General features: G+C 71.5%; 10 protein-coding genes. 4 read left to right on the top strand and 6 right to left on the bottom strand.

Features of this window, described 5'->3' with window-relative positions; genetic code table 11:
* Nucleotides 1–92: 92 nt before the first annotated feature.
* The 4 genes from OG522_RS28030 to OG522_RS28015 all read right to left on the bottom strand — a co-directional run bounded on the left by OG522_RS28030 (nucleotide 93) and on the right by OG522_RS28015 (nucleotide 5,890).
* On the bottom strand, nucleotides 93–2,003 hold the full coding sequence (locus OG522_RS28030; protein WP_329465787.1) for a TerD family protein: 1,911 nt from the start codon (nucleotides 2,001–2,003) through the stop codon (nucleotides 93–95).
* A 106-nt stretch (nucleotides 2,004–2,109) separates the two neighbouring features.
* Nucleotides 2,110–2,688 carry a TerD family protein gene (locus OG522_RS28025; RefSeq protein ID WP_329465786.1) on the bottom strand — a complete coding sequence of 193 codons (579 nt, stop codon included), beginning with the start codon at nucleotides 2,686–2,688 and terminating at the stop codon, nucleotides 2,110–2,112.
* Between the two features lie 166 nt (nucleotides 2,689–2,854).
* The gene (gene uvrB, locus OG522_RS28020) at nucleotides 2,855–4,978 is read right to left on the bottom strand and encodes an excinuclease ABC subunit UvrB (RefSeq protein ID WP_329465785.1); all 2,124 of its coding nucleotides are present in this window, start codon (nucleotides 4,976–4,978) and stop codon (nucleotides 2,855–2,857) included.
* A 51-nt stretch (nucleotides 4,979–5,029) separates the two neighbouring features.
* The gene (locus tag OG522_RS28015) at nucleotides 5,030–5,890 is read right to left on the bottom strand and encodes an MHYT domain-containing protein (protein ID WP_329465784.1); all 861 of its coding nucleotides are present in this window, start codon (nucleotides 5,888–5,890) and stop codon (nucleotides 5,030–5,032) included.
* 235 nt (nucleotides 5,891–6,125) lie between these two features.
* Between OG522_RS28015 and OG522_RS28010 the strand changes: the two genes are divergently transcribed.
* Both OG522_RS28010 and OG522_RS28005 read left to right on the top strand, forming a co-directional pair.
* Complete coding sequence (locus OG522_RS28010) at nucleotides 6,126–6,677, top strand: methylated-DNA--[protein]-cysteine S-methyltransferase (protein WP_329465783.1); 552 nt, start codon at nucleotides 6,126–6,128, stop codon at nucleotides 6,675–6,677.
* Nucleotides 6,678–6,841: 164 nt separating this feature from the next.
* Nucleotides 6,842–8,146 (top strand): MFS transporter, encoded by a 1,305-nt coding sequence (locus tag OG522_RS28005; RefSeq protein WP_329465782.1) that lies wholly within the window; start codon nucleotides 6,842–6,844, stop codon nucleotides 8,144–8,146.
* Here OG522_RS28005 and OG522_RS28000 read toward each other — a convergent pair.
* Entirely contained in the window at nucleotides 8,136–8,519 is a 384-nt protein-coding gene (locus OG522_RS28000; protein ID WP_443074845.1) for a cupin domain-containing protein, read from the bottom strand. The two genes, OG522_RS28005 and OG522_RS28000, sit on opposite strands and share 11 nt — an antisense overlap.
* A 208-nt stretch (nucleotides 8,520–8,727) precedes the next feature.
* Here OG522_RS28000 and OG522_RS27995 point away from each other — a divergent pair, with 208 nt between their 5' ends.
* The gene (locus OG522_RS27995; protein WP_329465780.1) at nucleotides 8,728–9,642 is read left to right on the top strand and encodes a pseudouridine-5'-phosphate glycosidase; all 915 of its coding nucleotides are present in this window, start codon (nucleotides 8,728–8,730) and stop codon (nucleotides 9,640–9,642) included.
* The gene (locus tag OG522_RS27990) at nucleotides 9,639–10,565 is read left to right on the top strand and encodes a carbohydrate kinase family protein (protein ID WP_329465779.1); all 927 of its coding nucleotides are present in this window, start codon (nucleotides 9,639–9,641) and stop codon (nucleotides 10,563–10,565) included. Before OG522_RS27995 ends, OG522_RS27990 begins: the two co-directional genes overlap by 4 nt.
* Nucleotides 10,566–10,568: 3 nt before the next feature.
* Here the strand turns inward: OG522_RS27990 and OG522_RS27985 are convergent, their stop codons facing one another.
* The gene (locus OG522_RS27985) at nucleotides 10,569–11,207 is read right to left on the bottom strand and encodes a uridine kinase (protein ID WP_329465778.1); all 639 of its coding nucleotides are present in this window, start codon (nucleotides 11,205–11,207) and stop codon (nucleotides 10,569–10,571) included.
* Nucleotides 11,208–11,587 lie beyond the last annotated feature (380 nt).

The raw sequence follows: 11,587 nt of genomic DNA, 5'->3' as shown, positions 1-11,587 counted from the left end.
AAAGAGATTGGTAAAGACTGCTCAAATGCCCAGGTGGGCTGGGCTGCCCCGGTCGTTACGCCGACGGTTCGGGTTTCCGGCGGCGGAGGCCGCTAACGGGGCCCGGCTTCGCGGGCGGCGCCGACCTGGCCGAGGACCTGCTCCAGGATCCGGCTGGCGGGCGGCTCCAACGGCGGCTCGTACGTCCAGGCGTGCCCCACCCACGGGTCGGCGAGGTGGTCGTCGGGCACCGGCGTCAGCCTGAGCAGCGAGCGCCACAGCGGCTGGAGGACCGGCCCGTACTCGCTGGCCTCCTCGCGATCGGCGACCATCAGGAGGTGCACGCCGACCGACGGCCCCTCGTCGGCGAGGTAGCGCAGTTGGTTCAGGGCACGGTCGTCGAAACCGTGCGGAAAGTCATTGACGATCAACAACTGTTCCGCGGTGTCCACGCCGGGCGGCAGCGCGTCGGCGCCCGCGCCGCCCCGGACCGCCATCTGCACGAGGTCCACACGCTGGGTGAGCCGGGCGAGTACTTCGCTTACCCCGGCGGCTCCCGCCGCGGGCGGTGCGGCGAGCACCCCCGCGCGGGTGAGCGGGGCGAGGCGGACCGCGGCCGAGCCCGCCGGGTCGATGACGTGGACCGCGAACTCATGCGCCGGATAGACCGCGAGCAGCCGGGCCGCGACCGCCACCGCCGTGTCCATCGCCAGGCCCTTGATCCGGTCGGGGTCCATGAAGGCGGCCTCTTCGAAGCCGGTACGACCTGAATCGATCCACAGGCCCCGCTCGAGCGGCAGCCGGACCAGCATCGGAATGCGCAGTTCCGGCTGCTCGGGCAGATGCAGATCGCCGATCCGCAGCGCCATGGGGAGCTCCATCGGAGCCCGGTAGGCGTGCCACACCGGACTGTCCCAGCGGGCGTAGGCGGGCGGCAGAGCCGGCTCGACGACCTCGGATTCGGCGGTCAGCTGGGCGAGATCGCGATCCAGCGCCTCCCGGGCCCGCTCGACGAGCTGCTCGCGCTTGGTCCGGGCCTCCTCGCGCGCCTGGTCCCCTGCCGAGCCGATGCGGCCGCGCGGGTCGGACAAGGCGCGGTCCAGCTCCTGCTCCATCCGCGAGTCGGCGAAGTCGACGGCGCTGCGGTAGGCGGCGATGGTGCGGGCCAGGTCCTCGAACATGCCCCACACCTGGTTGTAGAGCCGCTCGTCCATGGACCAGCCGGTGGCGTCGCCCGCGACGGGCCGGGCGGGCTCGCCGGGGGCGGCGGGCGGCGCGGCCGGGGGCGGTGGCGGTGGCGCGGTGCTCTGCCGGCGCGGATGCGCGTAGTCGATGGCACCGCCGGCCGCCGACTGGGGCGGGGCGAGGGGCTGTTGACCGTCCACCGGTGCGGGCCCGCCCGCCGGACCGGGCGCGGACGTCCGTACCCGGGCATCGTCGCCCGTACGGGGCAGGGGCGCCGCCACAGAGCGGGAGGCACCGACGGCGATCGCGTCCTGGATCGCGGCGGCCAGCTGCCGTGCCTCGGGCAGGCCCTGGTCGGCGAGCATTTCGGCGAGGCCGCCCGCGTACCCCTGCCCGACGGCGCGGATCTTCCAGGCGCCCTGGCGGCGGTAGAGCTCCAGGGCGACGACGGCGGACTCCACGCCGAGGCCGGTGATGGTGTAGCCGGCGATCTCGGTGCCGTCGAGGCCTGTGACGGCGACGAAGGGGGCTGCGACGGCCGCGAAACGGCTGGGGCCCTGGTTGGCGGGCAGGGCGAGGAGCACGCTCACCCGGTGCACCTCGTCGTCCAGTGCCTCCAGGTCGACGGCCATGCGGTGGTCGGCGGCGGCCTGCTGGGAGACTTCCAGGCCGGGCAGGGTCGGCGCGCCAGGGTGGCAGACCCGCTCCGCTCCGCGCACCGTGCCGTGCTCGTCGCCGAGTGTGGCGCCCACCACGACCGGGGTGCCGACCGACACCCTGATTTCCAGTCGGGTCTGGGCCAGGGGATGGTTCTGTCCCCGTACCAACTCGGCCGTCATCGCCTCTGTCCCCTCGTCGAGTTGATGGTGGTGCGTGTGCGGTTGTGGTGCAGCTCCCGGTGGCGCGAGGCCTCCGGGAGCTGCGGTGTCCGTGATCCGGAGCGGGTTACAGGTGCGGCAGGATCGCCGGCATCAGGTCCTGGAAGGTGCGGCCGTTGGCCGCGTTGCCGATGGCCGTCATCTGCCAGCCGGCGCCGGAGCGGTGCACCTTGGCCATGATCTGCGCGGTGTACTGACCGCCGCCGTCCAGCGTGTAGCGGGCCAGCTCCTGGCCGTTGGTCTCGTCGACCAGACGGCAGAACGCGTTCTGCACCTCCTGGAACGTCTGGCCGGTGAACGAGTTCACCGTGAAGACGATCTGGTCGATGTGGACGGGCACTCGTGAGAGGTCCACCAGGATCGACTCGTCGTCACCGCCCTGGCCTGCACCGCCCACGAGGTTGTCGCCGGTGTGCCGGACCGAGCCGTCGTCGCTGACGAGGTGGCGGAAGAAGACCACGTCGACGGGCTGCTTGTCGGCGAAGAGCACCGCCGACGCGTCCAGGTCGATCTCCTGCGTCCGCTTGCCGAACAGGCCCCGTCGCGGTGCCGCCTGCCAGCCGAGCCCCATCCGCACCGCGGTCAGGGTGCCGCCACCCTGCTTCTCCAGACTGATGGCCTGGCCCTTGGACAGATTGACCGTCACGCGCTGTCCCCTCTCCCCATGTGTTGTTCTGATGCGCTTTGCGTTCTTCTACGTTCTCCGGGCAGACCCTACGCAGTGGTGCGGGCCGCACCGTCCCACGGGAGCGTTTTGTGGCGGTGTTGCAACACACCGCGTGCCCTCCCGCCGCGACCCCCCGTGGCGCCGGTCAGGCGAGCCCCGCCTCCTTCATCTGGCGCAGCTCCTTCTTCAACTCGCCCACCTCGTCGCGCAGCCGGGCCGCCACCTCGAACTGGAGGTCCGCCGCCGCGGCCCGCATCCGGTCGGTCATCTCCTCGATGATTCCCGCCAGTTCGGCCGCCGGCCGGTCCGTGAGCTCCTTCTTGGCACCCTTGGCCGTCTTCGCCGCCTTGCCGCCGAGCGAGGGCACCGGTGCCTTGGCCGCCTTGCCGTCCTTGCCCTTGCGGTATCCGGTGCCGAGCAGTTCCTCGGTGTCGACCTCCTCGCGCGCGATGGTCGCGACGATGTCGTTGATCTTCTTGCGGAGGGGCTGCGGGTCGATCCCCTTCTCCTTGTTGTACGCGATCTGCTTCTCGCGGCGCCGGTTGGTCTCCTCGATGGCCTTCTCCATCGCCGGGGTGATGCGGTCGGCGTACATGTGGACCTGGCCGGAGACGTTGCGCGCCGCGCGGCCGATGGTCTGGATCAGGGAGGTGCCGGAGCGCAGGAAGCCCTCCTTGTCGGCGTCGAGGATCGCCACCAGGGAGACCTCGGGCAGGTCGAGGCCCTCACGCAGCAGGTTGATGCCAACCAGCACGTCGTACTCACCGGCCCGCAGTTCGCGCAGGAGCTCGATGCGGCGCAGGGTGTCGACGTCGCTGTGCAAGTACCGCACCTGGATGCCCAGTTCGAGGAAGTAGTCGGTGAGGTCCTCGGCCATCTTCTTGGTGAGGGTGGTGACCAGGACGCGCTCGTCCTTCTCGGTGCGCCGGCGGATCTCGTGCACCAGGTCGTCGATCTGGCCCTCGGTGGGCTTGACGACGACCTCAGGGTCGACCAGGCCGGTGGGGCGGATGATCTGCTCCACGAAGCCGTCGCCGCGCGACAGTTCGTACTTGCCGGGGGTGGCCGACAGGTAGACGGTCTGGCCGATGCGGCCGAGGAACTCCTCCCATTTCAGCGGCCGGTTGTCCAGCGCGGAGGGCAGCCGGAAGCCGTGGTCCACCAGCGTCCGCTTGCGGGAGGCGTCGCCCTCGTACATCGCGCCGATCTGCGGCACGGTCACATGCGACTCGTCCAGGACGAGCAGGAAGTCCTCGGGGAAGTAGTCGATCAGTGTGTTCGGCGCGGTGCCGGGATCACGCCCGTCGAAGTGCATCGAGTAGTTCTCGACGCCGGAGCAGCTGCCGATCTGGCGGAGCATCTCGATGTCGTACGTGGTGCGCATGCGAAGTCGCTGGGCCTCAAGCAGCTTGCCCTGCTTCTCCAGCTCGGCGAGGCGCTGTTCCAGCTCCTTCTCGATGCCGTTGATGGCCTTCTCCATGCGCTCCGGGCCCGCCACGTAGTGGCTGGCCGGGAAGACGTAGAGCGACTGGTCCTCGCTGATGATCTCGCCGGTGATCGGGTGGAGCGTGGAGAGCGCCTCGATCTCGTCGCCGAACATCTCGATGCGGACGGCCAGTTCCTCGTACACCGGGAAGATCTCGATGGTGTCGCCGCGCACCCGGAAGGTGCCGCGCGCGAACGCCATGTCGTTGCGGGTGTACTGGATGTCCACGAAGCGGCGCAGCAGCTGGTCGCGGTCGATCTCGTCGCCAACCTTGAGCTGGACCATCCGGTCCACGTACTCCTGCGGGGTGCCGAGGCCGTAGATGCAGGAGACGGAGGCGACCACGATCACGTCGCGACGGGTCAGCAGCGAGTTGGTCGCGGAGTGGCGCAGCCGCTCGACCTCCTCGTTGATGGAGGAGTCCTTCTCGATGTAGGTGTCCGACTGCGGGACGTACGCCTCAGGCTGGTAGTAGTCGTAGTACGACACGAAGTACTCGACGGCGTTGTTGGGCAGGAGCTCCCGGAACTCGTTGGCCAGCTGGGCCGCCAGCGTCTTGTTCGGCGCCATGACGAGCGTGGGGCGCTGGAGCTTCTCGATCATCCAGGCAGTCGTCGCCGACTTTCCGGTGCCGGTGGCGCCGAGGAGGACGACATCCTTCTCACCTGCGCGGATGCGCTTCTCCAGCTCGGCGATGGCCGTCGGCTGGTCACCGCTGGGCTGGTAGGGACTGACGACCTCGAAGGGCGCCACCGTACGTTCGATCTTGGAAACGGGCCGCATGCAACCACCGTACGACCCGCCACTGACAACCGGGCTCCGATCGCCTCGCGGTCACCAGTCGTGCGGGGAGGCCGAGCCCTCGCGCGGGGGCTCGGGCGCCGCCCAGCTGGTGCGTTCCGGGAAGGACGGGCGATGCCGCGGCACCGGTACCGCACGGGGCGGGCGCTTGTCCCAGTCGGGCTTGCCCATGACCACCAGCGGGTCGAACATCACGACCACCCCGGCGAGGAGCAGGAAGGCGACGGGGCCGATCAGCATCGGTGCGAGCAGCGAGGCCGGCGACTCCCCACCGCCCGCGCCGCCGGCGCCGTGCAGCCGGACGCTGAGCGCGGCCATTCCCGTGTAGTGCATGCCGCTGACCGCGACGCCCATGACGAGGCTGGCCGCCAGGCTGGCCAGGAAGCCGCGCACGGAGACGGCGGCCCACAGCGCGGCGGTGGCGGCCACCACTGCGATCACCACGGAGATGCTGACGACCAGGGTGTTGTACTCGAACTCCCCGTTCATCCTGATCCCGGCCATGCCCAGGTAGTGCATGGTGGCCACGCCCAGGCCGGTGATCGTGCCCCCGGTGACCAGCGCCATGGGAGTGGCGCCGCGGTAGCCGACGATGAAGATGCCGATGCCCACCATCACGATCGCGACGGCGAGGCTGGCGAAGGTGATGCCCCGGTCGTAGCCGAGCGGCGCCTCGCGGACCGTGAAGCCCATCATCGCGATGAAGTGCATGGTCCAGATGCCCGACCCTATGGCGGTGGCGCCGAGGCCCAGCCAGAGCGCCTTGAAGGAGCGCTCGGTCCGCAGGGACCGGGCGGTGCAGCGCAGTCCCAGCGCTCCGCCGAGACAGGCCATGATGAACGCCGCGACCGGCGTCACGAGGCCATAGGTGAATCCGTCGACCGTCCCGTGCATACCCGTGTGCCCTTCACCCCGTACCGACTGAAGAGGCCCTACTCCTGTTGCGGCCTGGTTCGGGGCGACATTAGGGCGCGCTGCGCGACAGGCAAACATTTTCCGGGCAATTTATCGACTCCGAAGCCGCAGGAGTCCGGTTCCGTTCGGATCTGTTTGCTTTCGTGCCGCTTTCCATCTGCGGTCTTCTCGTGAGAGGCGGGCGGTGTCAGTGGGCGGTCGTACCGTGGGCGGCATGGACAGCAGTGCGCAGTTCGTCGAGTGGGCCGTGGTCGAGAGCGACATCGGCCCGCTGCTCCTCGCCGCCACCCGCCAGGGCCTGGTGAACGTGGTGTTCCACGCGGACGAAGCGGTGCGCGACCGGGCCGTGCGGGCCCTGGCCGCCCGCTTCGGAACCGAGCCCGCCCCGGCCGTGCCCGGCCGCGCGGGCCCGCTGGAGGAGCCCATACGTCAGGTCACGGCCTACTTCGCGGGCGGGCTGCGGGAGTTCACGCTGCCGCTCGACTGGTCGCTGGCGTCCGGTTTCAACCGGCAGGTGCTGCGCGAGTTGGCGACGGGCGTTCCGTACGGGACGGTGGTGGGCTACGGGGATCTGGCCGGCCGGGTGGGCCGGCCCGCGGCCGCCCAGGCGGTGGGCGCGGCCATGGGCGCCAACCCGCTGCCGGTGGTGGTGCCCTGCCACCGCGTGGTGGAGAGCGACGGCGGGCTGGGCGGATTCGGCGGTGGCCTGGAAATCAAGCGGCGCCTCCTCGCCCTGGAGGGGGTGCTGCCGGAGCCGCTGTTCTGACCGCTGCCGAAGCGAACGGGGTGCCACCGAGCCGAGTTGCTCAGGGGGCGCTGCCCGGGACCGCCGGTCCCAGCCGTGCGGGGCCTGCCGGGCCCCGGTAGCGGGCGACCGCGGCCCAGGGGCCGTCTGTTTCGTGTGGGTGTACGGGCTGGCACACTGCGCCAGTGACTACGCTCCCGGACGCATCCGACACCGGCCGTGTGCCCGACCGTGCGGCGCTGCCCGCTCTGCGACGGCGCACGACCGCCGTGCTGATCGCGAGTCAGATACTCGGCGGCCTCGCGAACGCCACGGGGATCGCGCTGGCGGCCGTCCTGGCCGCCGATATCAGCGGCAGCCAGGCCCTGTCCGGGCTCGCCTCCGCCTCCATGGTGGCGGGACCCGCGCTGCTCGCGATGCCGCTGGCCGCGCTGATATCCAGGCGCGGCCGCCGTCCCGGCCTGGTCCTCGGCTATCTGCTCGGGGTGGTGGGGGCCGTGGTCGTGGTCACGAGCGCGGTGCTCGGCAGCTTCCCGATGCTGCTCGTCGGCATGTCCGTCTTCGGGGCCGGGTCCCTGAGCAACCTCCAGGCCCGGTACGCGGCCGCCGACCTCGCCGAGCCCGCACGGCGCGCCCGCGCCATCTCCACCGTGGTCTGGGCGACCACGATCGGGGCGGTGCTCGGCCCGAACATCGCCGCGCCCGCCGGTCGCAGCGTCACCGGCTTCGGCATACCGGCGGCCGCGGGCCCCTTCGTCTGGTCGGCCGGGGTGTTCCTCGTCGCGGCCGTCCTCATCGCCGTACTCCTGCGCCCGGACCCTCTGCTGACCGCCCGCGAACTGGACGGCAGCGCGGCGCACCCTCCGGCGGCCCGCTCGCTGCGGGCCGGGGTCGCCGCGGTCAGGGAGTCGCCGCGGGCCCGCCTCGCCCTGGTCACCGTCGCCGTGTCGCACACCACCATGGTGTCGATCATGTCGATGACACCGGTCGCCCTCACCCGTCACGGCGCGGGCATCGAGCTGATCGGCCTGGTCATCAGCATCCACATCGCGGGGATGTACGCGTTCTCACCGGTGATGGGCTGGCTGGCCGACCGGCTCGGACGTCTCTCGGTGATCGGCCTGGCGGCCGGACTGCTGTGCTGCGCCGCCCTGCTGGCGGGCACCGCGGGCGCGAGCCACGGTCAGACGATGGCGGGGCTCTTCCTGCTGGGCCTCGGCTGGTCGGCGGGGCTCGTCTCCGGTTCGGCCCTGCTGACCGACTCCGTGCCGGGCCCCGCCCGCGCCGCCGTGCAGGGCCTGTGCGACCTGACCATGAACGTGGCAGCCGGCCTCGGCGGCCTCACGGCCGGCCTGATCGTGGCCCACGCGGGATACGGCTGGCTGAACGCGGTGGGCGCGTCGTTGCTGCTGCCGATGGCAGGTCTGGCCCTGTTCACGTCCCGTCGCCATGGCGTGCGGGACGCGGCTGAGAACCGGCTCAGCAACTGATCTGGTAGGCCTTGCGCAGCGTCTCGTGGACGGTCCACGTGGTGCGGTCGCCCTCCCGCAGCACGCATACGTCGCCGGGACCGATCTCCAGCGTCCCGCCGCCCGCCACCTCGACGGTGGCGCGCCCGCTGACCACCACGAAGAGTTCATCGGCCTCGGTGTCGGTCACCACGCCCGGCGTGATCTGCCAGATGCCCCGGATCTGTTTCCCGTCCGCGGACTCCCACAGCACCTTGCCGCTCACCTCCGGGGCGCCGGAGACGATCTGGTCCGGGTCCAGGGGCTCCGGCTCCAGTTCGGCGTCGGCGATGTGCACGGCAAAGGAGGCGGGTGCCGGTGAGGAGCCGGGGGAGGCGGTGTGGGCCGGGTTCATGGTGCTCATGGCCGGTCAATCTAGCCGTGTACGCCACCGGCTCCGACCGACAGTCCGGCCCGTTCCGGCCACCCCTGCGCGACAGTGTGTCCAGCACGCCTCCATGGCGAGCGCACGGCCTCTCAAACCCGATTCCGCCGGGCGGAGTTGCGCAGCGGCGCCTGCGGCAGAACGTTTACCCGGCTCCCGAACGTGCCAGGGATGGTTCATGCCTTTTGACGACGTACCTGATGCGATCAAGGTGTCGGAAGAAGTACGGACCGCTCTCGGCGAAGGCCGGCCGATCGTCGCCCTGGAGTCGACGATCATCTCGCACGGCCTCCCCCGGCCGCGCAATCTGCGGGTCGCCGCGGAGCTGGAGCAGCTGGTGCGGACCAGGGGCGCCGTCCCCGCGACCGTCGCCGTCCTCGACGGGCGGCCCCTGGTGGGCCTGGACAAGGGGCAGTTGGAGCGGGTGGCGAACGAGGAGGTGCGCAAGCTCGGGCACCGCGATCTGCCGATGGCCGTGGCGACCGGCGCGAGCGGGGCGACGACCGTGTCGGGGACCGCGTTCCTGGCCGAGCGGGCGGGCCTGCGCGTCTTCGCGACCGGCGGCCTCGGCGGCGTACACCGCCAATGGTGCGAGACGCAGGACGAGTCCGCGGATCTGCGGCTGCTGGCCCGTACTCCGATCGCGGTGGTGTGCGCGGGCGTGAAGTCCATCCTCGATGTCCCGGCCACGCTCCAGCGGCTGGAAACTCTGGGAATCGGAGTGCTCGGCTACGGGACGGAACACTTCCCCGGGTTCTACCTCTCCTCCTCGGGCCAGCCGGTGGACTGGACCGTGCGCACCCCGAAGGAGGCCGCGGACGTCCTGCGGGCCCATCGCTCGCTGGCCCTCAAGTCGGCGCTGATCGTGGCCAATCCGGTCCCGGAGGGCGAACAACTGGATCCGCGGCTGCACGACGAGGTGCTCGCGGCGGCCCTCGCCGCGTGCCGTTCGGCGGGTATCACCGGCCAGGCGGTGACCCCGTTCCTCCTCCGCTACCTGGTCGAGCACACGGACGGCGCCTCCCTGGAGGCGAACGTGGCGGCGGTTCGCGCGAACGTGCGGCTCGCCGCGGACATCGCGGCGGCGTTGTGAGCGACGAGGCGGCCGCCGGCGCGGGCGGCGGGCTCCTGGTCGTCGGGGACGTGGTCACCGACGTGATCGCCCGCCACCGCGGCCCGCTCGCATCCGCCACCGACACCGCCGCCGACATCCTTACGGTGCCGGGCGGTGCGGGCGCCAACGCGGCCTGCTGGGCGGCCCATTCGGGCTGTCCGGACGTGCGGCTGCTGGCCCGGGTCGGCCCGGACCGGATGGCCTGGCACGATCTCCGATTACGTGACGCGGGCGTACGCCCCCTGCTGATCCCGGATGCCGACGCGCCCACCGCGACCGTGATCGCCCTAGTCGACACGGCGACGGCGGAGCGCACGTTCCTGACCGACAGCGGCGCGGTCCACCGCATGAACCCCGCCGACTGGTCGCCCACCCTCCTGGAGGGGGTGGCTCACCTCCACCTCTCCGGGTATCTGCTCTTCGCCGACTCCTGCCGCGAACTCGCCCGCGCCGCCATCCGGTCCGCCCGCCGGGCCAATATCACCGTGAGCCTCGATCCGGCTTCGACCGGCTTCATCAACGACCTCGGCATCGACCGCTTCCTTGCGATGGCCGAGGGCACGGACGTCCTGCTGCCCAACGCGGCCGAGGCGTCCTTCCTGACCGGACTCCCCCAACCCGCCGAAGCCGCAGCCAAGTTGAGCCGACAGTTCCCCCTCGTGGCCGTCACCCTGGGCGCGGCGGGGGCGCTGGTGGCCGCGGCCGGGGAGGTCATCGCGCAGGTGGCGACCCCGCAGGCGCGGGCTCTTGACTCCACGGGTGCGGGCGACGCGTTCACCGGCGGCTTCCTCGCCGCCCGTCTGAGGGGAGCCTCCCCGACGGAGGCGGCGGGGGCGGGGTGCCGGGCGGGGGCGCTGGCGGTCGGCATCGTGGGAGGGAGGCCCCCGGCGGAATCCCGCTAGGGCTCACCCCTCAACCGTCCACGCCGGATGCCGGGGGTCGTCGACGCGTACGACCACATCGGCGGCGTCCGCCGGCCGCACCTCGGTTTCGTACCGCTCGAATGCGGTGAGCGTCCAGCGCGCGCTCTCGTCCGTGCGGCGTCGCAGGGCGGCGGCGGACAGCCGCAGGTGCACCGTGAGGTCGAAGGGGAACCAGCGGCCGAGGAGGAGCGGGCCGTGCACGATCAGCACGCCGCCTTCGGGGAGCGACCGGTAGGGGGTCCGGGTCGCCCGGTCGGTCACCGGGTCCCAGAGGTCGGGCAGGACCCGGCCCGTGCCGCCCCGTTCCAGCGGCCCGAAGACCTCCCGCCACAGGGCGCCGGTGTCGAACCAGCCGTCGTAGTACGTGTCCGGGTCCTCGCGGCCGTACTCGTAGCGCAGCGAGGCGGGGCGCAGGAAGCCCTCGGTGGAGACGGTGAGGACGGACCTGCCGCGCACGCGGAGCGATTCCGCCAGACGTTCCGCCGGTTCCGCGGGGCGGGCCGCGGGGGCGCCGTCGATGCCGATGCGCAGCCAGGGGCCGGCGTCGGCCGCCTTCAGGTCCATGGCCCGTTCGGTGAGAGCCTCGGTCAGCCGTTCCCAGGTGATCGCTTCGAGTCGCACGCCTCCATCATGCGTGGTGCGTGAGCGGTGGAACGGGAGCGGGCCCGGAGGCGTAGCCGGCCCCCGGGCCCTGGGTGATGCCACCGGACTGCACACGCCGGCCCTCTTGAGGGCCCAGGTCAGTCTCAAGCCGTCGCGTCCTGCCTTTGGACCACCGCGGATCGGGATGGAACTCGACTGAAGCTCCGCGGGCCGGACTTGAACCGGCAATTCGACGCACATGGGCCTGGGCCCGGTTGTTCCGGCGATCGGCGGCGAATGCTGAGTCTGGAGCGAGAGTCTGAGATTGATGGCGGCACGCTTGAGTTGCGGCCGCACCGTCACGACAAGCTTCAGTTTCAGCTTTGCGCTCCTCGCGCACCCGGCCGTGCTGACGCACA

Source organism: Streptomyces sp. NBC_01431 (assembly GCF_036231355.1).
Taxonomy (GTDB): domain Bacteria; phylum Actinomycetota; class Actinomycetes; order Streptomycetales; family Streptomycetaceae; genus Streptomyces.
Note: the sequence above shows the minus strand (reverse complement) of the source record. Positions and strands in the feature narration are given on the sequence as shown.

What these genes read in the sequence shown, in the direction of transcription:
- OG522_RS28030 (WP_329465787.1), bottom strand. Translation starts at nt 2,003, where the DNA reads ATGACGGCCGAGTTGGTACGGGGACAGAACCATCCCCTGGCCCAGACC.
- uvrB (WP_329465785.1), bottom strand. Translation starts at nt 4,978, where the DNA reads ATGCGGCCCGTTTCCAAGATCGAACGTACGGTGGCGCCCTTCGAGGTC.
- OG522_RS28015 (WP_329465784.1), bottom strand. Translation starts at nt 5,890, where the DNA reads ATGCACGGGACGGTCGACGGATTCACCTATGGCCTCGTGACGCCGGTC.
- OG522_RS28010 (WP_329465783.1), top strand. Translation starts at nt 6,126, where the DNA reads ATGGACAGCAGTGCGCAGTTCGTCGAGTGGGCCGTGGTCGAGAGCGAC.
- OG522_RS28000 (WP_443074845.1), bottom strand. Translation starts at nt 8,519, where the DNA reads ATGAACCCGGCCCACACCGCCTCCCCCGGCTCCTCACCGGCACCCGCC.
- OG522_RS27995 (WP_329465780.1), top strand. Translation starts at nt 8,728, where the DNA reads ATGCCTTTTGACGACGTACCTGATGCGATCAAGGTGTCGGAAGAAGTA.